23 protein-coding genes are annotated in these 21,205 nt (G+C 60.7%); 18 read left to right on the top strand and 5 right to left on the bottom strand.

What is annotated here, in order from left to right; all coding sequences use genetic code 11:
• Positions 1-7: 7 nt before the first annotated feature.
• From EII26_RS00555 to rpsT, 3 genes are all read right to left on the bottom strand, one after another.
• A complete protein-coding gene (locus EII26_RS00555) occupies positions 8-2,011 on the bottom strand; it encodes a V-type ATP synthase subunit I (protein ID WP_124887184.1) in 2,004 nt (667 codons plus the stop codon).
• On the bottom strand, positions 1,998-2,324 hold the full coding sequence (locus EII26_RS00550; RefSeq protein ID WP_124887183.1) for a cell envelope biogenesis protein TolA: 327 nt from the start codon (positions 2,322-2,324) through the stop codon (positions 1,998-2,000). Before EII26_RS00550 ends, EII26_RS00555 begins: the two co-directional genes overlap by 14 nt.
• 392 nt (positions 2,325-2,716) lie before the next feature.
• Positions 2,717-2,986 (bottom strand): 30S ribosomal protein S20, encoded by a 270-nt coding sequence (rpsT, locus tag EII26_RS00545; protein ID WP_124887182.1) that lies wholly within the window; start codon positions 2,984-2,986, stop codon positions 2,717-2,719.
• Between the two features lie 261 nt (positions 2,987-3,247).
• Between rpsT and EII26_RS00540 the strand changes: the two genes are divergently transcribed.
• The 12 genes from EII26_RS00540 to EII26_RS00485 all read left to right on the top strand — a co-directional run bounded on the left by EII26_RS00540 (position 3,248) and on the right by EII26_RS00485 (position 13,560).
• Positions 3,248-5,167: an ATP-dependent DNA helicase gene (locus EII26_RS00540; protein WP_124887181.1), complete on the top strand. Its 1,920-nt coding sequence runs from the start codon at positions 3,248-3,250 to the stop codon at positions 5,165-5,167.
• 1 nt (position 5,168) lies between these two features.
• Positions 5,169-5,507 carry a type II secretion system protein gene (locus EII26_RS00535; RefSeq protein WP_124887180.1) on the top strand — a complete coding sequence of 113 codons (339 nt, stop codon included), beginning with the start codon at positions 5,169-5,171 and terminating at the stop codon, positions 5,505-5,507.
• A gap of 2 nt (positions 5,508-5,509) precedes the next feature.
• Positions 5,510-6,463: a PulJ/GspJ family protein gene (locus EII26_RS00530; RefSeq protein WP_158612064.1), complete on the top strand. Its 954-nt coding sequence runs from the start codon at positions 5,510-5,512 to the stop codon at positions 6,461-6,463.
• The gene (locus EII26_RS00525; protein WP_124887178.1) at positions 6,460-6,975 is read left to right on the top strand and encodes a hypothetical protein; all 516 of its coding nucleotides are present in this window, start codon (positions 6,460-6,462) and stop codon (positions 6,973-6,975) included. Before EII26_RS00530 ends, EII26_RS00525 begins: the two co-directional genes overlap by 4 nt.
• A gap of 396 nt (positions 6,976-7,371) precedes the next feature.
• Positions 7,372-8,313 carry a type IV pilus biogenesis protein PilM gene (gene pilM, locus EII26_RS00520; protein ID WP_158612063.1) on the top strand — a complete coding sequence of 314 codons (942 nt, stop codon included), beginning with the start codon at positions 7,372-7,374 and terminating at the stop codon, positions 8,311-8,313.
• Positions 8,310-8,915, top strand: coding sequence for a PilN domain-containing protein (locus tag EII26_RS00515; protein WP_124887176.1), 606 nt, complete (start codon positions 8,310-8,312; stop codon positions 8,913-8,915). Before pilM ends, EII26_RS00515 begins: the two co-directional genes overlap by 4 nt.
• Entirely contained in the window at positions 8,912-9,442 is a 531-nt protein-coding gene (locus tag EII26_RS00510) for a hypothetical protein (protein WP_124887175.1), read from the top strand. The genes EII26_RS00515 and EII26_RS00510 overlap by 4 nt, the downstream gene beginning before the upstream one ends.
• Before the next feature lie 11 nt (positions 9,443-9,453).
• A complete protein-coding gene (locus tag EII26_RS00505) occupies positions 9,454-10,050 on the top strand; it encodes a hypothetical protein (RefSeq protein WP_124887174.1) in 597 nt (198 codons plus the stop codon).
• A gap of 23 nt (positions 10,051-10,073) precedes the next feature.
• Positions 10,074-11,822, top strand: coding sequence for a type II secretion system protein GspD (locus EII26_RS00500; RefSeq protein ID WP_233572515.1), 1,749 nt, complete (start codon positions 10,074-10,076; stop codon positions 11,820-11,822).
• A 151-nt stretch (positions 11,823-11,973) separates the two neighbouring features.
• Positions 11,974-12,546, top strand: coding sequence for an elongation factor P (gene efp / locus EII26_RS00495; protein WP_124887172.1), 573 nt, complete (start codon positions 11,974-11,976; stop codon positions 12,544-12,546).
• A gap of 105 nt (positions 12,547-12,651) precedes the next feature.
• The gene (locus tag EII26_RS00490; RefSeq protein ID WP_124887171.1) at positions 12,652-13,056 is read left to right on the top strand and encodes a CD1247 N-terminal domain-containing protein; all 405 of its coding nucleotides are present in this window, start codon (positions 12,652-12,654) and stop codon (positions 13,054-13,056) included.
• Between the two features lie 21 nt (positions 13,057-13,077).
• On the top strand, positions 13,078-13,560 hold the full coding sequence (locus EII26_RS00485; RefSeq protein ID WP_233572514.1) for an Asp23/Gls24 family envelope stress response protein: 483 nt from the start codon (positions 13,078-13,080) through the stop codon (positions 13,558-13,560).
• Between the two features lie 7 nt (positions 13,561-13,567).
• Here EII26_RS00485 and EII26_RS00480 read toward each other — a convergent pair whose 3' ends face one another.
• On the bottom strand, positions 13,568-13,747 hold the full coding sequence (locus EII26_RS00480) for a hypothetical protein (RefSeq protein ID WP_124887169.1): 180 nt from the start codon (positions 13,745-13,747) through the stop codon (positions 13,568-13,570).
• Positions 13,748-13,814: 67 nt separating this feature from the next.
• On the opposite strand from EII26_RS00480, the gene EII26_RS00475 reads away from it, so the two are divergent.
• The 6 genes from EII26_RS00475 to EII26_RS00450 all read left to right on the top strand — a co-directional run bounded on the left by EII26_RS00475 (position 13,815) and on the right by EII26_RS00450 (position 19,904).
• Positions 13,815-14,153: a hypothetical protein gene (locus EII26_RS00475; protein ID WP_124887168.1), complete on the top strand. Its 339-nt coding sequence runs from the start codon at positions 13,815-13,817 to the stop codon at positions 14,151-14,153.
• 3 nt (positions 14,154-14,156) lie between these two features.
• A complete protein-coding gene (gene nusB / locus EII26_RS00470; RefSeq protein WP_124887167.1) occupies positions 14,157-14,690 on the top strand; it encodes a transcription antitermination factor NusB in 534 nt (177 codons plus the stop codon).
• Positions 14,677-15,867 carry an exodeoxyribonuclease VII large subunit gene (gene xseA, locus EII26_RS00465; protein ID WP_158612061.1) on the top strand — a complete coding sequence of 397 codons (1,191 nt, stop codon included), beginning with the start codon at positions 14,677-14,679 and terminating at the stop codon, positions 15,865-15,867. The genes nusB and xseA overlap by 14 nt, the downstream gene beginning before the upstream one ends.
• Positions 15,861-16,868, top strand: a complete 1,008-nt coding sequence (gene mtnA, locus EII26_RS00460) for an S-methyl-5-thioribose-1-phosphate isomerase (protein WP_124887165.1) — start codon at positions 15,861-15,863, stop codon at positions 16,866-16,868. The genes xseA and mtnA overlap by 7 nt, the downstream gene beginning before the upstream one ends.
• Positions 16,869-17,081: 213 nt before the next feature.
• Positions 17,082-18,326 (top strand): adenosylhomocysteinase, encoded by a 1,245-nt coding sequence (locus EII26_RS00455; RefSeq protein WP_124887164.1) that lies wholly within the window; start codon positions 17,082-17,084, stop codon positions 18,324-18,326.
• A 285-nt stretch (positions 18,327-18,611) separates the two neighbouring features.
• Complete coding sequence (locus EII26_RS00450) at positions 18,612-19,904, top strand: amidohydrolase (RefSeq protein WP_124887163.1); 1,293 nt, start codon at positions 18,612-18,614, stop codon at positions 19,902-19,904.
• 43 nt (positions 19,905-19,947) lie between these two features.
• Here EII26_RS00450 and EII26_RS00445 read toward each other — a convergent pair whose 3' ends face one another.
• Entirely contained in the window at positions 19,948-21,204 is a 1,257-nt protein-coding gene (locus tag EII26_RS00445) for an NAD(P)/FAD-dependent oxidoreductase (RefSeq protein ID WP_124887162.1), read from the bottom strand.
• Between the last annotated feature and the right edge of the window lies 1 nt (position 21,205).

The following is a 21,205-nucleotide window of genomic DNA, read 5'->3' as shown; positions in this document are numbered from 1 at the left end:
TGTCGGATTAAACCTTGGAGGAGCAGCTGTTGTCGATCTCCACGTACTCCTCGGAGTGGGTCAAAGGGGCGTACGAAAGCCCTCCGCCCGGATAGAACTTCCCGAAGAACTCGACGTACTGCAGACGCAGGGGATGGACGAAAGCGCCCAGGATATTGATGAGGATGCTGAAGAGATGTCCACCCACCAGGACGACGATGGCGACAAGCCACCCGACGTAGGGGATCTCGGCGGACATTCCCCCCAGGAGGTTGATGATCATCCCGATGACCGCCGAGCCGAACCCAAGGGCCAGAAGCCTGCTGTAGCTGAGGATGTCCCCCAGATAGGAGGTGGAGCCGTAAAGGGCAAGAAAGCCTGAAAGCGCCTTGGAGAGCACATTTTTCTTCTCGCGCCCCGCGTACCAGAATATGACGAGCGCCCCCGCTGCGGCCATGATCTTGCCCAGGGGACTGAAAAAGGAGGGAAGAAAACCGCCCGCGGCCGATCCGAACAGACACAGCCCCGTGATGAAGAAGATCCAGGCGATGTTGCCCCCGATCGCGTCGATGCAGCGGCCGTTTCGGATGTTGTCGTAGGCGGCGATTCCAAGGCCGAACATCAGGTGAACGACGCCCAGAATCAGCGAGATGCCCAGGACCTGCATCGGATTCGTCATGGGATCGACCGCCATGAGGGCCTTCTTGACCGGTATCAGGAAGGGCAGGAAGGCGTCTACGAAGTCGCCGAAGAAACTGCCGCTGAGGATCCCGTATACGAACGTCGAGACGGCGCAGAAGGCGAAGAGAACGATAAAGTCCTTGACCGACGAGGGAATACGCCGGTATTTCTTGAAGAGCCAGGCGATGAGGCCCAGCATCACCAAGGCATACCCCGCGTCCCCCAGGCACATCCCGAAGAAGATGAAGAAGAAGGGAGCCAGGAGCGGCGTCGGGTCCGTCCCGCCGTAGACGGGAGGGGAGTAGAGCGTCGTCAGGACGTTGAACGGACGGACGAACCGGCCGTTCTCCAGAAGGGCGGGCGGTTCGTCGCCCTCTGCGGGGTCGCTCAGGAAAAGGGCTACGGACGGACTTACGGCCTCGATCCTTTTCTGCAGTTCGGCCGCCTCCCGCTCCGGAACCCAAAAACGGGTTCTCAGGGTCCGGTCGGTCTCGTCGCTCTCCCCCAGGGCGCGATGACGCCCGGCGAGGCTGTTCCAATAATCGGAGAGCTTCTGGACGATCGGCGTCCACCTCTCCGCGAGGGCGTCGAGCTCCTCCGACAGGGTCCGTTCCCTGAGCTCGAGCTCGGCCAGTTTCGACACCAAGGCCACGGACTCCTCAGTTACGGTGCCCTTGAACAAGGGGGGGATGTCGCTGATCGACATCCCGTTGCGGGTGCAGGTCTCAATGATTTTATCGCTCCGGTCCCGGGACAGGAGCACGACGACCGGGACGTCCCTGGCGGCGGGGATGTCCTTGGGAAGGATGAGCTCCGTATCCTGAGCGAACTCCGCCAGAGCCCTCCTGAATGCCTCGAACTGCTCGGCCTTTACCGTACCCGCGATGCCCCGCACGGTACGGGTTCCCTCAGTCAGAAGGGAAAGAGAGTGGGGAAAGAAGCCAAGGGAATCGAGCAGGCTCCGGTTGGTCCTGAGCTGCGATGCCTCGGCCCTCAGTTCGTTGATCTCGTGTTCCTTTTGGCGGACGGCCGCGGAGACCCCCGCCAAATCCGTTTCGCGCGCCAACCGGGACAGGTTGGCCATGGAGACGACCGGACGCTCTCCCAGCAGACGATCGATCGAGGGGATCGGATCCCTGTAGCGACCCGACAGAGTACGCAGGAGATAACGTATGTCCGAGAGCCGCTCCTCGCTCTCCGCAAGGCAGGCCTCGATCTCCGTTGGCCGGGCCTCCCGCTCGGGATCCTCGATGATCTGACAGACTCCGCTGTCCTGCAAAATCTCGGCGATTTTTTCGCGAACGGATTTGTGATAGTAAAGCTCCGCTTTCTTGAGCTTAGCCACGCCCATATCTACCCATCACCTCTTCCGTTATCCACGAGGACACGCCAACGACCTTTGCTTTGTGCTCCTCGTAAAAGGCCTTGGCCTTAGCCTCGCGGGCGCTCACGATGGCCTTCGCCTCGGCCTCCACCGCCTGCTCGGCGGCCTGGATCCTCTCGCGAAAACGTCGTGCCGCCGACTGCCGTGCCTCCTTGACGGTGTTCTCCGCCTCGGCCTGGGCCTGGTTCAGCTTCCGGACCGCAGCGGCCTTCGCCTCCTGGACGCCCGCAGCCGCCCTTTCCTCGGCGGCCTTGATCTCGTCCATCAAATTTTCCTTCACTCGAGTTCACCTCCCCCCGTAAAACGCAAGGTCAAACAGAAGCTCAAAAGGGGGGAAACGAGAATTCCCCTCCGTGGCGCGTCCCCCCTTATATCCCTTAAAACGATTGCGAAGGGGGCGTTGACCCGTGATCTTGTCCCTCATTTCCGATCTGAATACACTCGTTTTTGAAACGCGCGCGACCATTATTTAAGAGGAATCCACAACGGGCGCCATCTCCGGGAGGCCGCGTTTTTGCTGGAAGTCTTGAAGCCAAAAAATCGGAATGCCGGACAAAAACACGGGTCCATTATAGTCGATAATCCGGGCTTGTAAAATAAAAAAAGAGGCTGCCCCAACGGGCACCCCCTCTTCTGAAGAATCGCGAAACCCCACGTTCCCGGCCGGAGCGCCTAGGACTCGCGGAGGCTCTTAACGCGAAGGGCCATCATCTTCTTGCGCCGCGTCGCCGTGTTGCGATGCATGACGCCCTTGACCACCGCCTTGTCGATCACGCTCTGGGCCAGGTCGAAATTCTTGGTCGCCGCGTCGCCGTCCTTGGCCTCCACGGCCTCCAGAACCTTCTTTACGGCGTTCCTGCACCGCGTCGTCCAGTACCGGTTGTAAACACGATTGCGCTCGGCGATGCGAACTCGCCTCTTGGCCGACTGCTTGTTGGGCATTCTTTCGAGTCACCTCCTCGTTGCAATTCTTTCGAATGTCAATCCGTTCCCGGCTTAAACACAACGGAGGGCATTTTAACATTCTGTATAATAGGTGCGCAAGACGTTTGCACCTGCGTATGCCCTAGAACGTTGCCCGGGAGAAAACGGGAACGATCCTCTCCCTTCGCCGAGCACTGGAATCAGCATCCGTTATCTCAGATCGAGGTGAATTATACCACGGGACCCACTTTACAGGAATTTTATTCTCCCTCCGGGCCGTTGTCGCGCCTTCCGGGGTATGAGTTCCGCCCGCAGCAGCTCGAATTGGCCCTGGCCGTGCAGTCGTTTCTCCGGTCTCCCTTGGAGAGGACGTTTGCGGCGGAGGCCCCCCCCGGCGTGGGCAAGACCTTCTCGGTCCTCGTCCCCGCTCTGATGGAGGCGCATGGGGAACGCAGCATTCTGTTCCTGACGGCGAGCATCGCGCTTCAGGAACAGTTGATCGGCAAGGATCTTCCCAGGCTGCAACGGCTTGTCGGGCGGGACTTCCGTTTCGGCCTTCTGAAGGGGCGTTCTCGTTACGCCTGTCGCCGTAAGGGGGCCGGATTGCCTCCCGGGGAGTCTCTCTCGCTCTTCGGGGACGACGGCGGCCCGTCCGTCGACGTCGCTCGGTGGTTGGCCGAGACGACGACGGGCGACCTGTCCGAGCTGGGCCTGAGCGACGGGCACCCTCTTTTGGCTCAGCTGACGGCGGGGGGACGGAGCTGCATCGGGACGAGCTGCCCCTTCCGGGAGCGTTGTTTCGTCATCGGTGCCTACAGGGATGCGCAGGATTGGGATGTCGTGGTCGCCAACTATCATCTCTTTTTCTCGCACATCCTCGAGGGAGGCGGAACTTTTCCCGTGCGCTACGACTGGCTGATCTGCGACGAGGCGCATCGCCTGCCGGATGTCGCACGCGGGGCCTCGGCCGTTCGCGCCGGAGCGGAGGGGATGGCCGCCCTGTTGGGTCCGCGCACCCTGCAACGGTTCGAATCTTTGTTGCGTTCCCATGCCGTCGACCCTTCGTCCGTTCGGGAGGAGGGGGAACGCTGTCGGTCGTCCCTGAAGGAGCTTTTCGAGGCCGTTCGATGGCGCATGCCCCGCGACGGGGGCATTGGCGCCTGCGATCCGGAGCTTCTGCGCCTCGGTCGGTCTCTCACGGACGGGCTGGACCGAGGGCTTCATCTTCTGAGGGGCATCGAGGACCGTTTCATGGCCGGAGACTTCTCCGACAAAGCCGTCCTGGCCGAAGGGGCGGAGCTCATGAATTGGATCGACGAGGTCCGTTCTTTCAAAAAATCGCTGCTCTGGTGCCTTGAGGTTGGCCGTTTTCCCGGCTGGGCCTATTGGGGGGACGGAGAGGCCCTGACGAGCATGCCCGTCACCGTGGCCGACATCGTGCGGGACGTCTTGGAGCGCGAGAGTCCGCAAAAGAACGTCCTGCTCTCGGCGACGTTGACCCTCTCGGGCGATTTTTCGTTCTGGTCACGGGAATCGGGGATCCTTCCGGATCGAACCCTCGCGGTGGAGTCTCCCTTCGACTTCGCCAGGCAGATGGAGATCCTGGTTGTGGATGTCGGGGTTCCCGTCGGAGGGGACGGATACGACGCGACGATGTGCCGTGTCATGAGGAAGCTGTGTGACGAGAACGGGGGGCGGACGCTCGTGCTTCTCTCCTCGCTGAGGCTGCTCCATGCTTTTGCGAAAAAAATGCGGGAGCGCACCGGTGGCTATGCGGTGCTGGTGCAGGGGGATCTGCCGCAGAGGGAACTCCTCGCGCGATTCAGGGAGGACGAGACATCCGTTCTCATCGGAAGTGTTTCTTTTCGTGAAGGGGTGGACATCCCTGGGGAGGGGCTGACTCAGGTGATCGTGGACAGAATTCCGTTTCCGCATCCCAACGACCCGTTGGTGCGTGCGCGCAACGAGCTGGAGGAGGGGAAGGGGTTTGTGCGGGTGACGCTTCCCAATGCCCGGATGTTCCTGCGCCAGGCCGTGGGACGTTTGATCCGCAGCGCGTCCGACCACGGTCGGGTGGTCCTTCTGGACGGCCGGGCCGTCGACCGTCGGGAATGGAGGATTCTCGAAGCCCTGCCCTCCTGCAGGTGCACCCGACTTTCCCTCAGGGACGGCAGTGGGCCCTTGCCTCAAGAGGCTTGAGATGAGCCGCAGGGGGGACACATTGATGGAGGTCCTGGTGGCCTTGTTTATCCTTGCCCTTTTTCTGCCGTCCCTGTTCTCGGCCCTGGGCGGCTGTCTGCTGGGCGCCATCCGCATCGAGGGGGCCGACGCCCGTCGGTATGGAACCGACTGGTGGTTCAATCGCCTGGGGTCCACGGTCAACGTCGCCTCCCTCGCCTCCATGCCCAGGGATCTTCCCGGGGGAGGCGTCTCCTTCGTATGGTCCTCGCGGGTCGGGAGCCACGGGGAGGTCTGGGTGACCCTCGAGGCCCGATCGGGAACCTTGGACTCCCCCCTCGTCACGGTGAGGGCCTTCTGAAAATGGTCCGAAGGGGGTTGTCGCTCGTCGAGCTCCTCGTGACCCTGGCGGTTGGGGCCGTCCTGGCTGCGACGCTGCTTGCGGGAGGACGATGGCTCATCCTCTCCTCGGAACGCGTGTCGCGGCGGCTCCTGGCCCGGGAGCGCGGGGAGCGCGTCCTGTCCTTTCTCGAGCCGCGAGTCCTGCACGCGGGGTTGGGGTTGTCCTCGTGCAGGATCAGCGGCATGTTGCAGCGGGCCTTGGGACGTGGTTTGCCTGGCGCGCCGGTCATAGCCGGGTGGCCCGGGCTCGTCCGCCCCCTGCAGGTTTACAGGGACTCCGGTGCCCTTTTGGAACCCGCCCCGGACGAGGGAGGGGTTTATCGGGGCAGCGGCCTGTTCGTCCTATTCTCGCTGCCCTCTGGAGTGCTGTTGAGGGCTCCGGGGGGAGGCGTCGTCTCCGCCGCTCCCGGAGAGAGCGTAAAACTCACCGTTTTGTCGGGAACCCTTGAGAACGTGGATCCCTTTGCGGGCCGGCCTCGCGACCTGAGGAGCTGGTTCTCCCTGCCCATGGCCGGGTATCCCGTTCATCTCGGGGCCCGCAATGGTAAGGACTTGTCCCTCCAATTGGCGGATGACCTTCCCGATCCCGTCACGATCCCACCCCTGAGCGAGCTGTTTCTTTTGCGCTGCGAACGATTTCGTGTGCAAAATAACATCCTGTACTTTCAGGAGATGCGGAGCGATTGGTACCCACCGAACTTTCAGCCGCGTGAGAGCGGGGTCCTGGCCCTCTGGCTGGAGTGGCGTCCGGCCTCGAGGATCCTTGATCTTTGGGTGCTGACCTCGGGAGGTCCCGCCGTTTTCGGGCCCTCCGCCAAGCCGGCATCGTGGCCCGATGACGCGCCTTGGAGGGCGGAGTTCTCGAATCATGAGCTGTATGTTTCACGCGCTTCCTGGAGGTCCGAAAACCTGTGATGCGGCGTCAGGGGGCCTCTTTGGCCGGCGTGATGATCCTCCTGTTGGCGGCCGCATCGATTTTCTCGTGGCTGTTCTTGATCCTCTCCTGGTCTCAGGAGTCGCTGACGGCAGTGGCGGCGCGTTTTCGGGACAGGGCCGAGCTGACTTCGCTGATCGCGGTCTGCCGCCGCTGGATTCGGGGCGAACTGGCCGCCGGGCGCCCGCCCAGGCTGTCCTCGGGCCCGGTGAGCGGCGGTCCCAACGCCCTGCAAGTTTTTGTGACCCACGGGGCTGACGGGGCGCTTGCCGTCGTTCAGGATCTCAACCATGCGTTCGAGAACCCCGCCGGTCCGGGGAGTGCCCTTCCTTCCTGTCCGATGGGCCTGCTCATTCGCGCCGAGACGGGGAGCCCCGCCTCGAACCTGGCGATCGAGCTCGTGTTGGTGACGCGTGATGTGCTGCTCCCCGATGGTTCGGTCACGACCGTGCTGGACGAGCGCCCCTTAATTTGGCGGGAGATCTGGTCGTGAAGGGGCATAGCTGTGGAATGTTTCGGAAGGGACGATGACGTGCAATTTTATAAGAAACTTGTCTGAGTTGTTGTAAAAACTCGATTAGAACTGTAGAATACGGGAGGATCGATCTTAATTCCGGGGAAAAACGCGATTTGGGGCCAGGAATTGAGGCTCATCGAGGTTTTCTTTGGCTTTTCCTGAGCTGGAGGATTACTGCTCGTCGTTTCTGAAATCCCTGGACCGTTGGGTTGAATCAAACCGGTTACGAAAGGATTTGTACGCTTTGCAAGTGGTTTCGGGCGCTTCCTGGGCTCTTCGGGCAAAGAGAATCCGAGGATTGATCGAAGGGCGTGGGGATTGGCCGTCCGGTCTTTGCTTTTGAGTTTGATCTATCTGGAGGGAGGCGTTACGTTGTTTTCGAGGAGAAAGGCTAAAGGAGGGGTTGCAGGACTGGCCCTGCATGAGGACTCTTTGCGCTACCTCGAACTGGAGCGAAGCGGATCGGGGCTGCGCGTGGTGAGACAGGAATTTATTCCTGTTTCCTCGGGAGGGGTTGTCAAGGAATCGCTGCAGAAAGTCGGGACCGTCGAAAAGGCCTTCGACGATCTGAAATCGCAGTTGGGAAAGTTTGCCTTCCCCGTGGTGTTGGGGGTTCCGTCTCGAGACGTCACTCTGAGGCTGGTCGAGTATCCCAAGATGCCTCTGGGCGACGTTCGGGACGCCTTGGCCCTGGAGTTCGACAAATATTTCCCCTATGCTTGGGCGGAGTCCGCCTCGGATATCGCCGAGGTCGATGTCCCGGCACGGGATGCCGCGGCCAAGTCCACTGTGCTTGTCGCCACCTGTCGTCTGTCCTACATGCGGGACCTCCTGAAGGCCAGCGAACGGGTGGGGATACCGCTTGGCGCTGTGGAGCCGATGAACGTGGCGTTCTTCCGGGCCTCCATGGGGCCGCGTCCTCGGGAGGATGCCTATTTTATTGTGGGGGTCGAGCCGGAGGTCACCCACATCGTTCTGGGGTACAGGGACAACGGGATTCTTTTCAGGTCCACCCTGATCGATTTGACGAATCCCGCCCGTCGAAACTCCGAGGAGGATCTGGTCCCAATCCTGAAGGATGTCCAGAACACCATGATATTTGCGGGGAACCAGTACAGGGGAATTGAGATCCGAAACCTGGTCCTGGGAGGAAGCATAGGGGAAAATCCCCGGCTGAAGTCCCTTTTGGAGGCGGGGGCATCCGTCAACGTGACGTTCTCGGACGTCTGGACGACGTGGGGTGTTCCGTCGCCCCTGGGCAACGTTCCGGGCTACGATGCGGCCTTCGGGCTCGCGCTGAGGAATCTGCTATGAGGGTCCGATTCGATCTCCGTCCTGCGGAATTCCTGGAGAGGGAACGCAAGCGTCATTCCTTCAACATCGTGCGACTTTTTGCCGTCCTGCTTTTGTTGGCTTTTCTGATCAGCAGCGGTTTTTACACTGTCAAGGCGTTTATCGAGACGCAGGCGCTTCAGTCGGAAATAGAGCTGCTGGAGGGGGAGATTGCCAATCTCGAGAACAATCAGGCAGCGCTGACCACAGAGATATCCCGCCTGAAGGCCAAGGAGTCCCAGTTTCGAAAGACCCTGGAGATCATGCAGAGCGAGCCCCCGACGCTTGAAGTGCTGAATGCCCTGGAGACCTATATGGATCAGGGCATGGGGGTCAACTCCATACGTTTCGTCCCTAGCGCCGATAAGGACAATATGGTCGTCTATACGGCGACGGTGGACGCCACGGCCTCGACGGAGGAGCAGATCATAGCGCTGACGGACGGGCTGAGCGGCAGCGGGCTGTTCAGTGCCGTAACCATGCCCACCACGAAGAAGGACGAGAAGACGGGGCGGGTATCCTTTACGTTGACTCTGATCGCACGCCCCTTCGGGCAGGGGATTGCAATGGGAGGACAGCCATGAAGGACAATAAGGTAACGACCTTGGGACTGCTTTTTTTTCTCTTTTGTGTTGCCCTCGTCGGGGCGGTCTACTACCTGGGGATTCGTCTGGACGATCTCAGGGAGCAGGCCGATGAGCTGGAGCAGAGAAAGGTCGATCTGACCAGCGCCACTCAAGCCCTGATGGATCAGATATCCGTGTTCAACAAGGCTTTCAATGAACTCGAGAGCTACCACGTCAACGTCGCCGAGAGCGAGTTGGCGTTCTATTCCGACGTCCAGCAGGTCGTACAGAACAACGGGGTGGAGATCCTCTCGACGCGCCAGCAGGGCGTGAACAAGGATGGAGTCAGCACCATCGCGATGACGACAAGAGGGGAATATTATGCGCTGATGCGGGTTCTTGCCGCTTGGCGCAATCTCCCGACGACGGTGAGGGTTTCCGCTTTGACCTTGGGAGCGGACAAGCCAATCGGCTCCTCGACGGCGCTTCAGGGTTGGGTGCAGGCCGATGTGACGGTGGAGGCCATCGTCGCCGCTCAACGGTAGGAGGTTGGATTATGGCTAACCAGATGGGGTGGCGAGAGGCATGGCGTACTGCGTGGGGCAACCTCACGGGGGTCAACAGTGGAGGCTCGGCCCGCAGCGTCCGGTTGTTCTTTTTTCTCCTCTTCATTGGGGGAACTCTGGGGGCGTGCTACCGTTACTATCAGATGCAGCTGCTGCTAAAGGATAAGATTTTTACTGTATCTACGACGCCTCAGACCGTGGAGGCGGACAGGAAGCGTTTGGACGCCATGATCGAGCAGGTGCGTGCTGCGTCCACGCTGCGTTCCAACAGCTTCGTTTGGGCGCAGTCCATGAAGGACATGGGGAAGTATGTCTTCAACGATCCCCTGAAGGGAGCGGTGGTCCTGGAGCCCGATACCTACGGAGAGGTTGTCATTGACCCTCCGCCCGAGATCGTCGTGCGCGCGATCATGATCCTGGGCAAGGACCGTACGGCCGTGATGGATATCGCTGGGGTCGGGTCGGGCATGCTCGTCCGTCAGGGAGATACTTTCATGGGCAAAAAGGGGCGGGTTGTGCGCATCGCCGCCGACAAGGTGGTCGTACGATGGGCGGATAAAAATTGGGATATCGCCCCCGGTTTTTGATGACGAAGAGATGGGAGAGACCGATGAAACGATTGATTGGCAAAAGCATGTTCCTGGTGTTTTTATTCTCCTTGCTTTCGATGGCAGGGGGCCCGGTTTGGGCTGCCGACTCGAAGGCGGGTAAGGACGGTCTCGCGAACCTTCCCGCTTTGACGCATCTGGAGATGTTTCAGATAGGCGATGCGGAGGTCGTGGTCGGTCTCAAGGGGAAAGATCTGCCCCTGCCCGAGCTGAAGTTTGACGGGAATCAGACGCGGATCGTTATGTCGGAGGTTCGCCTGGCTTCCGCCGATATGACCGATCATTCGGTGGTCGTTCCGATGTTGTCGAACGTGAAGTTGGTCCAGGTGTCTCACGACGTGATCATCAGCATGAATTCGGAGCGTCCTTTGCAGCTGCGTGCTATGCGTGGCGTGGCGCCTGCGGATGCCTACACCCTGCGCCTGATCACGGCTGCAAAGGTGGAAAAAATGGTGCGGGAGCCCGCGGAGACGCGTTCCGTGGTGAAACGCGCTGTCCCTACAGGCCCGTTTGCGAGCACGACCCCGATCACTCTGGACCTTCGGGATACCGAGCTTCGGGATGTCTTTCGAATGTTGGGCGGTCACCTCAAGAAGAACGTCATCATCGACCCCTCCCTCCCCCCGGCTTTGGTGACCATGACCCTCAGGAACGTCCCCCTGAGCGAGGCCTTCGCCTATCTGATGAAGACCTACGACATCGGTTACCACATGGTGGGGAAGGACACCATCGTCATCGGTACCAACGACGGCCTTTCCAAAATTGCCGGAAACGAGGAAACTCGTTCCTTCAGCATTGCCTACGCCGATCCGGCGGCTTTACAAGCCCTTTTGGTCAACTTGACGAAGATGCCGGCCGATCGCATGATTGTCGATCCGCGTCTGCGCATGCTTTACGTGACGTCCAGCCCGGCCAAGCTGGCAGAGGTGACGACCCTGCTGCAGAAGCTCGATAGGCCCGGACGGCAGGTCATGCTTCACGCCAAGATCTTGGAATTTACGGAGGACGCGACGCGCGATGTCGAAACGGCCTTGAATGCGGTCTACAACCATTGGTGGTTCAGCTACGCCAGGGGGAGCGGCCGTGGGGGGTACATCGACGACAATCGGCTGGGACGCAACTTCCAGGAACCCAAAGAGAACCCCATTTTGCCGGGCATTACGAGTTTAGTCACCCCGATGCACGGCATCTGGAGGGAGTTCGATGCCGCTTTCCGTGCCGTCGAGACCAAGAACAAGGGCAAGACCCTCGCCAATCCCTCCGTGATCACTTTGGACGGCGAGGAGGCCGAGGTCCGGTTGACGGAGGACTACCCCTATATTTCCGATCGGGACGAGGCGGGCAATCCGACCTGGTCGACGCAGACGGTCGGTCCCAAGCTGAAGTTGACCCCGAAAGTCGGGCGTGACGGCATCATCACCATCAAGCTTGCGATCGAGACGGGAGAGGTTTTGGCCACGATTACGGGAAGCACCGGCGAACAGATGCCCAAGACATCGACCCGGTCCGTGACGACCAACGTTCGGGTCCGCAATGGCGAGCCCTTCGTCGTCGGCGGTCTCTTCCGTGAAAATAGGGGGACGGATGTCAACAGGATACCCATTCTGGGGCAATTGCCTCTCTTGGGCGAGTTCTTTACTTTCCGTTCTTACAAACACCAAAAGAGTCAGGTGGTTCTCCTGGTTGTCCCCTACATTTTGGAGACCCCGGACGTTGCGGTAGAGCAGGAGACAATTTTGACGAAGCGCTGATATTCTTGGAGCAATGAGAAAATGAATGCGAGGGAGGTTGCGCCCGTTTGGGCTCTGCCTCCCTCGCACTTCATTTTTTCGATATCTTCAGCTCATGAGGTATAATACAGAGGATTTTCCGCCTTTGGCGGCTAAAAATGGAGGAATCCTTATGGCTCAGGTAGTGGACACCACCGATTTTTACGTAGGCTTGAAGTTTCGCTGGCAGGACGGCATATGGGAGATCGTGGATTACGACCATCACAAAATGGGGCGCGGTGGCGCCGTCGTCCGCACCAAGCTGCGCAACGTGGAGTCGGGGTCCACGGTGGAGAACTCGTTCAAGCCTGGGGAGAAGTTCGAGCGGATCATTTACGAGGACAAGCCCGCCCAGTACAGCTACAAGGATGGGAAGGACTACGTGTTTATGGACTTGGCCACCTATGATCAGCTGACTCTTTCTCCCGAGGTCTTGGGGGAGGCTACCAAGTACCTGGTGGAGGATATGGAGATCAAGCTCGAGGTCTTCGAAGGGAAGATCATGGGGATCGAATTGCCCAAGAGCGTGGTTCTCAAGGTGGTGGAAACCCCCCCCAGCTTCAAGGGGGATACCGTCTCCGGGGGGGGCAAGCCGGCGACTCTGGAAACCGGCATCACCGTGACGGTTCCCGTATTCGTGGAGCCGGGAGAGGAGATCGTTGTCGATACCCGCTCGGGGCTCTATCTCGAGAGGGCCAAGAAGTAAAGCTTTTTTCCTTGTCCGTTGCCGGGGGAAGGCGCTCGGCTTTTTAGGCAAGCCTGAGGCGTTTCCGTTACGGGGGGGCTTATGGGCGAAGAGGAGGCGAAGGGATTGAATGCCAAGGAGCGGATTGCCTACCTGCGTGGACTTCTGGACTGCATGTCGCTCGAGGAGCGGGATACAAAGATTTTTGCAGCCGTGGTGGAAGCCTTGGATGCGCTTGCGTGCGAGCTGGAAGGGCATTCCGATCTTTTCGAGCTTCTTCGTGAGAATGACGAGGGGCTTGCGGACGAGCTGTACGAGCTTCATGATTCGGTCTGCGAGCTTGAACGGTCTATAGGGCTGGATTCAGAACAGGGTTGTGATGAAGGCGATGTGGACGAACAGGCGGAGAGCTACGTTTCCGTAACCTGTCCCTCCTGTGCCTATTCCTTCTACTATCGTTGTGAGGAGGATAGGGAGGAGGGAAAAATTCTTTGTCCGGGGTGCGGCGAGGAGATCGACCGTGCAGTTTGATTTTTGTTAGGAGGGATTCGAGTGGAACAGGCTCAGGAGGTTGACAGAAAGAATACCGTTGTTTCCGGCGGGTCGCGTTTTGAGGGCAGCATCCATATCTCTGAAGAGGTCATCGTCGAGCTGACGAAGAAGACAATTCAGGGGATCCCCAACATTCAAACTGCAACGACGGGCATTGCCTCCAAATTCGGCATCGGACGCAAGTCCAGCGAGGGGGTGCGCGTCACCGTAGAGGATGGAGAGGTTCCGTCGATATCCGTCGAGGCCTATGTCTTGGTCAAGTACGGACAGCGTATCCCCGATCTTGCCTGGGATGTTCAGGAAAAGATCAAGGCCAATCTGGAGCGCTACACGGGATACACGGTCAACTCGGTCAATATCAATGTTCAAGGTATTTATGTGGATGAACCCGTCGTGCTTGCGGAGTCGGAGGACGCCGAGGACGCCCAGGAAAACGAGATCGAGAGCGCTGATGCGGATGAGGAAAAAAAGGCCGGCGAATAGAGGCGCGTCAGGCGACGAAGGGTGCCCATGCCGCTATAAAACATCTCCAGGGCGCTCCCATCGTCTCCAGAGAGTTCTTCTTGTCGAGGGCAACTTTTTCCGGGAGTGATGTGACCGTGTACTTTTTATGGAAGCGAACGCCGTACGGAAATATCAGGGTTTCATACGAGGGGCTATCGCGTTTCATTCGACGCTTCCTGGCTCCGAAGCTTAAGTTCTGCAGCTTTGCGTTGGCGGAGGGGGATACGGCTTCGGTGACTTTAGTTTTGACCTCGGATGACGCCTCGCAAGAGAGCGAGGCGGAAAGCCGCCTGATCTCCCTTTTGGAGCCATTGGGCATGGCCGCTTCAGTCGTGTGGTCCGATCTGGAGGGGTCGACGGTAGCCTGGGGGGAGAAGCGTGCCGTTTTCTATCGAAATCCCTGGGTGTGGATGATGGTGGCCTCGGCGATTGCCCTCGCTTTTATTGCCGGAGCGAAAGGGCTCTTCTGGACCTCTTTCTGGGGCGTTTTTGCTTGGTTTCTCGTCAAGGGGTTGACCTCTTTTCTGGACAGGCCAAGGCCCCTTGATGGGAAAAGCAACGAACGGAGGTAGTTTTTGTCCAGTCAAAAGAAAGAGGCTCAAGCCCGTCATCGTGCTCGAGAGTTGGCGGTCCAGTTTCTTCATTCCTTGGGTAACCGACGGATTCACGATGTGGATTCGGCTTGGGATCTGTTTTTAGGTGAGGGAAGCTTTGTGGAGGAGGAATCCCCCGCAGTAAAGGAATACTCGCGTTTTCTCGGTCTGGGGGCCTGGAGGCGTCGGGGAGAGGCGGACGATATCCTGCTCCGGGTGGTGACGGGCTGGCGTCCGGAGCGCATGGTGGCAGTCGATCGTGCCGTATTGCGTCTTGCTCTTTTCGAGGGGTTTCTGGAGCGTTCGGTCCCCTTCGCCGTTGCGATCGCGGAGGCCGTCGACATCGCTCAAACCTTTGGAACGGAGGATTCTGGGCGTTTTGTCAACGGGGTGCTGGCGCGGGTGGTGCGTCACTTGATCCCGGAGGCTGAGCGAGCGGGGAAGGACGTCGGCAAGAGCGGAGAAGGGAGCGGTGACGATTCAAAGGACCAGTCGGGCCCAGTTGACCGTCGATGAGTTGACGCTTTACGTTCACGGGCTTTTTGCCTCGGACCTCATGCTCAAGTCCCTGATCGTCGCGGGGGAGATCGCCGAGTTCAAAAAACATACAAGCGGCCACTGCTACTTCACGCTCCTGGGAAAGGAGAGCAGGGTCGCTTGTGCTATTTTCAAGCAATATACGGGGTATCTTCCCCAGTGGCCGGAGAACGGGGACAGCGTGCTGGTGGAGGGGAGCGTTGGAGTTTACTCTCAGCGGGGAGTTTACCAGCTCTACGCACGTCGCATCGTTCCCGTCGGGGCCGGCGCAATAGACCGAGCGCGACAGGAGCTCAAAGAACGCCTGAACCGAGAGGGGATTTTCCGTCCCGAGCTGAAACGCCCCATTCCCGGGTACCCCGCTCGCGTAGCGGTCGTGACGTCCGCCACCGGTGCCGCCCTCAGGGATGTTCTGCGCGTCTCGTCGCGCCGTTACCCCCTTTGCGAGGTGCTGATTGTTCCCGCGCAGGTCCAAGGAGCGGAAGCTCCCGACGAGCTTGTCCGGGCGTTCTTTCGAGTCGCGTCCATGGATGGCGTGGATTGCGTGCTGCTGGTGCGCGGCGGGGGAAGCCGGGAGGATCTGGTGCCCTTTGACGACGAGCGTGTGGTCCGCGCGGTGCGCGGCTGCCCGTTCCCCGTCGTTACCGGCTTGGGACATGAGGTAGACGAGACCTTGTGCGACCTGGCCTCCGACCTCCGGGCCTCGACCCCATCCGCTGCGGCGGAGCTGGTCTTTCCCGATCGGAACGGAGTCGTGGGGCTTTTGGAGCAGGCCCATACCCGAATGGTCCGGGCCATCGAGCGCCGCGTCATGGAGGAGCGAAACCGCAGCAGGGAGATTTGTGCCAACTTGTCCTCCCGGTTTGCCCGCCGGTTGTCCGAGGCGGGGGAGGAGCTCTCGGCCCGTTTTCGGGGCCTTTCCTCCGGGATGAGGCTGCGTCTTGCGGAGGCGGGGAACGCGCTGTCCGTTCGGGCCGCCGCCTTGAACGCCCTTTCTCCCTTGGCCTCCCTGGAGCGGGGGTTTGTGACCTGCGAACGAGACGGCAGGCGACTGCTCTCGGTGCGAGAAATCGTGCCGGGGGACGAACTGGAGGTCCGGTTTTCGGACGGCAAAGCGGTGTGCGTCGCGGACTCGACAAAGGAGGAAGGATGCTGAACGCGCTCGAGTGGAATGCGGAAGAAAATTCTTTACGGCTCTTGGATCAGCGTGTCCTGCCGGGCAGGGAGGCCTATGTCGCCTGTCGGACCCCCGAGGAGGTCGCCCTTGCCATCGAGAACATGACGGTACGGGGAGCTCCCGCCATCGGTATCGCCGCGGCCTACGGCGCAGCGATGGCCGCATCCGCCGGACGCGGCGCGGTGGTCGAAGCGCTGGATCGCCTGGCCCGCACTCGGCCCACGGCGGTCAATCTTTTTCTGGCCCTGGATCGGATGCGGAGATGTCTCGAAGCGGCGGATGCGGGCAACCTTGCTTGTGCCCTGGCCGAGGAGGCCGCCCGCATTCATGCAGAGGACATTCAGGCCAACCGAAGGATGGGGGCCTATGGAGCCAAACTCCTGCCGCGAAGTGCCGTGGTCCTCACCCATTGCAATGCCGGTGCGATTGCGACCGGGGGGCACGGGACCGCCTTGGGTATTCTGCGTTCGGCGCGAGAGGAGGGCAAAGATATCCGTGTCTATGCGGACGAGACGCGGCCGCTGCTTCAGGGGGCGCGATTGACGGCTTGGGAGTTGGCGCGCGATGGGTTCGAGGTCACCCTGATTGCCGACGGCATGGCGGGAGCCCTCATGAGTATGGGACGTGTCGACGCCGTCATCGTCGGGGCGGACCGCATAGCGGCCAACGGAGATACGGCCAACAAGATCGGGACCTACTCCCTGGCGGTTCTCGCCGCGGCACACGGTATTCCTTTTTATGTGGCCGCCCCCTGGAGCACGTTCGACCTTTCTCTCCCCGACGGGTCGGGTATCCCGATCGAGGAGCGTGCCGAGGACGAGATGCGCGTGCTGTTCAACGGCCAGCGCGTTCCCGATGCGGTGCGAGTTTGGAACCCTGCATTCGACGTCACCCCGGCCCGCTATGTTACGGCCATCGTCACGGAAGGGGGCGTGTTCCGTCCGCCCTATGCGTTTAAGCGGGCGGCCGGTTCTCCGTAGCCTGAAAGGCCGTGGATGCTCTGCCCCCTTTGGCCTCAAAGGGCGCTCAGTTTTTGCCGTTCGAGGGCCTGGATGGACGGCAAACATATCCGGAGCGTGTTCGTCCGCTTGGCATCCGCGAATGATTTATAATCGGAAACAGGATGTTTTTTGAGGCGTTTTGAGTTTTTTTGAGAACTGCATTTTTTGGCTATACATTCTGGAGGGATTGTTTTGGAGAAGTATTGCGTTGCGGACATCAAACTGGCGGAGCACGGCTGGAAGAAGATCGAATGGGCCTGGCAGTACATGCCGTCGCTCCAGTTTCTCTACAAAAAGTACAAGGACGTCCAGCCTTTCAAGGGGGCGACCATCGCGGCCTGCCTTCATCTGGAGGCGAAGACCGCCAACCTGTTGCTGGCCCTGTCGCACCTGGGGGCCACCGTTGCCGCCTGTGGCAGCAACCCATTGTCGACGCAGGACGACATCTGTGCGGCTTTGGCGGACAAGGGGGTGCACGTCTACAGCCATCGGGGCATGTCCTCCAAGGAGTACTTCGAATACGTGCGCACCGTTCTGAGCTACAAGCCGAACGTCATCATCGACGATGGGGCCGATGTGGTCGCCACGATCCATCAGGAGATGCCGGAGCTGATCCCGGGCATTCTGGGCGGCTCGGAGGAGACGACCTCGGGAGTCAAGCGCCTGAGGGCGATGGCGAACGAGGGAGTTCTGAAGTTCCCCATGATCGCAGTGAACGACGCGCTCAGCAAATACCTGTTCGACAACCGGTACGGGACGGGGCAGTCCGTCTGGGACGGCTTTATGCGCACCACGAACATGGTGGTGGCGGGGAAGACGGTTGTCGTGGTGGGTTACGGCTGGTGCGGGCGCGGCGTCGCCATGCGGGCCGCCGGGCTGGGGGCAAAGGTGATCGTGACGGAGATCGACCCGCACAAAGCCTGCGAGGCCCTGATGGACGGCTTCGATGTAATGGGCATGGAGGAGGCTTCGAAGGTTGGGGACATCTTCCTGACCCTGACGGGGAACATCCACGTGATCCGCAAGGAGCATTTCGCGCTCATGAAGAACGGCGCCGTGCTGGGCAACGCGGGACACTTCGACGTCGAGATCAGCAAGGACGATCTTGCGGGGCTGGCGGATCGTGTGGAGCAGCTTCGGGAGAACATCGACACCTACGTCATGAAGGATGGCCGCCGGCTGAACCTGTTGGGCGAGGGACGTTTGACGAACCTGGCCTGTGCGGACGGCCATCCCATCGAGATCATGGACTTGAGCTTCTCCCTCCAGCTGGAGGCGGCTCTACACGTCTACACGCACAAGATGGCCCCCGGGCTCTACGCCGTGCCGGAGGAGACGGACCGCGCCGTGATGGAATCCAAACTGGCTGCTCTTGGAATCACGATCGATACGATGACGCCCGAACAGGTCGAATATATGAAGAGCTGGCAAGACTAGCGGACGGCCGGCTCTGATGAAGCCCTTGGGCAATCGCGGGACTATGCGCCTTTGTCCGGCGGCCGTCTGCTTGTCTTATGTGTCCTGGAGGCTACGGGTGCTGCGCCGGTGCGCAAGCCGTATGCGCAGGCCGCCAGTAAGGGCAACGCGCGAACGGAACGGCTGGTTCGATGGGGAACAATCTCTTGCTCCCCATCGAACCATAGCTGAGGAGCGGCTCCTCGGGTAGCATGGTCGGAAAGGAACTGCCCCTTGGTGGGATTGTCGGTATAGGAGGCGTTCGCTATGGCGACGTTGTTCAAGGATGTGTTGATGCTGGATGGCGGGGAAGAACGGGCACGGCGTGGCCATCTGCTCGTGTCCAAGGGGCGGATCGCGTCGATCCTGGATATTGGCGAGACTCCGCCGGGTGCGGACAAGGTTGTGGCCGGGCACGGGCGGATGGCCGTGCTGCCCGGATTCGTCAACGCTCATACCCATGCGGCGATGACCCTTCTGCGAGGCCTCGGGGAGGAGGCCCCTCTGATGGAGTGGCTGCAGAAGAAGATATGGCCGGTCGAGGAGAGACTGACGTCCGATTACATCTATTGGGGGACATTGTCGGCCATTTTGGAGATGCTGGCGTGCGGCACGACCTGTTTTGCCGATATGTATTTCGGGATGGAGCGCGTGGCCGAGGCGGCCCTGCAGTCGGGCATCCGAGCGGCGCTCTGCCGCGGAATCACGGCGGGCGCTCCCGGAAAATTGCAGCGTTCCCTGCAGGAAAATCTGGAGCTGGCGGAGCGTTGGCACGGGCGCGAGGGACTGATGACCGTTCAGTTGGGGCCTCACGCGCCCTACACCGTCCCTCTTGAGGATATGAGAACGATCACCGAGGCGGCGCGGGACCGGGGGCTTGGGGTGCATTTTCATTTTCTGGAGACGGAGTGGGAGCTGAACTACATCCGCGAAGAGCTCAAGACCGAGCCGGAACTTTACCTCGAGGAGACGGGGCTGCTCTCCACGCCGGGGGTCGTGCTGGCCCACGCGGTATGGATGGACCCGGCGCTCGCGGATCGTCTGGACCTGTCCCGGGTGACCCTGGTGCACAATCCCGGCAGCAACCTCAAGCTGGGCAGCGGGGTCATGCCCCTTCAGGCCTGGCTTGGCCGCGACGTCGGGCTTGCCCTCGGGACCGATGGGGCCTCCAGCAACAACCGTCTGGATCTTTGGGAGGAGATGCGGACCGCCGCGCTGCTGCACAAGGGAGTGGACCGAAGCCCCACCCATGTCCCTGCGCTGGACGTCCTGCGCATGGCGACCTACGAGGGCGCGCGCGCGTTCGGATTCGCGCGCAAGGGCATGATCCGCGAGGGGTGGGTGGCGGACCTCGTGCTGGTGGATCTGGATCGGCCGCACTACATCGGAGCGGACGAGGAGAACCTGGCGATGTTCATCGTCTATGCGGGGAGCTCCGCGGACGTTGCCGGGACGATGGTGAACGGCAAATGGCTCTACCGGAACGGGGACTACCCGACGCTCGACAGCCGGGAGATCGTGCAGAAGGCGCGTGAGGCCCGGGAGGCAATTACGTGCTGAAGAAGGCTGCCCGGGGAGGGTAGGTCAACGGAGCGGCCCTTCCTCAAACGGGAAGGGCCGCTTTGGGGGATGCCGTATGCCCGGCCACATATCCGGTGCTCCAGCAAACCTGAAGGTTGAATCCGCCCGAAGGTCCGTTCAAATCCAGCACCTCACCAGCCAAATGGAGGTTTTCACAGAGCTTGGATCGCATTGTGCCGGGATCGATCTCCTTCAGCGAGACCCCGCCGCGGGTGACGATGGCGTGGTTGAAGCTCCAGAGTCCGTTGACGGTCAGGACGATGTTCTTCAGGAGACTGGCCAGTTCCGCTTTTTCCTCCGGGGAGACGTAGGGAGCGGGTTTGTCCGAGGGGACATCCGAGAGTTCCAGGATAAGCGGTATGAGCGGCCCCGGGACCAGGTCGCGCAGTGCCCCTGCAAACAGGCGGTCCCCGTGTTTCCGGAAGTCGCGATCCACGCGGTCCCTGAGCGTGTGCAGGTCCAGGGCAGGCTTGAGGTCCAGCGAAAAACGCACCGACCCCTGGGCCATCCATTCGGGAATGCGTGAGCTGAGGTCCATGACGATGGGGCCGCTGACGCCGAAGTTCGTGAACTCCATCTCCCCGAACCGTTCGTCGACCTTTTGTCCCTCCACCAGAACGGAGAGGCGGACGTTGCGCAGGTTGTAGCCCCTCGCCAGCTTGACCCAGGTCTCCTGCGTCTTGACGGGAACGAGGGCGGGGATCGGCTCCACGATCGTATGCCCCGCCTGGGCGGCAAACCGATAGCCGTCCCCTGTGGATCCGGTTCTGGGATAGGATTTTCCGCCCGTCGCCACGATATAGCGGTCGGCCTCCAGCTCCTCGATTGCGGTGACGATCCGCTCGATGCGCCCGTTCCTCATTTTCAGGGTTCGCACGGGAGAATTCCTGAGGATGCGCACCCCGCCCTTCTTGCAGAGGATCAAAAGGGCATCCAGTACGCGCTGGCCTCCCCCCTCGGCGGGAAAGATGCGCCCCCCCCGTTCGACGACCGTGCGGATCCCGATCCTGTTGAAGAACTCGATGGTCTGGGCCGGTCCCATCTGGCTGAAGGCCGAAAACAGGAAACGTCCGTTCTCCCCGTAACGCGAAAGAAAGGCTGTTGTGTCCGATTCCGCGTTGGTGATGTTGCATCGCCGTTTGCCCGCGAGGAGCAGCTTTTCTCCCAGCGAGGCATTCTTTTCGACCAACAGGACGCGCTCGCCGACTGCGGCCGCTTGACCGGCCGCCATAAGGCCGGCGGGCCCTCCCCCGATCACGATCGTGTCGAAACGCTCCACG

Source organism: Fretibacterium sp. OH1220_COT-178 (genome assembly GCF_003860125.1).
Lineage (GTDB): Bacteria > Synergistota > Synergistia > Synergistales > Aminobacteriaceae > CAJPSE01.
The sequence above is the reverse complement of the archived record's forward strand: the minus strand, read 5'-3'. Positions and strand labels throughout refer to the sequence as shown.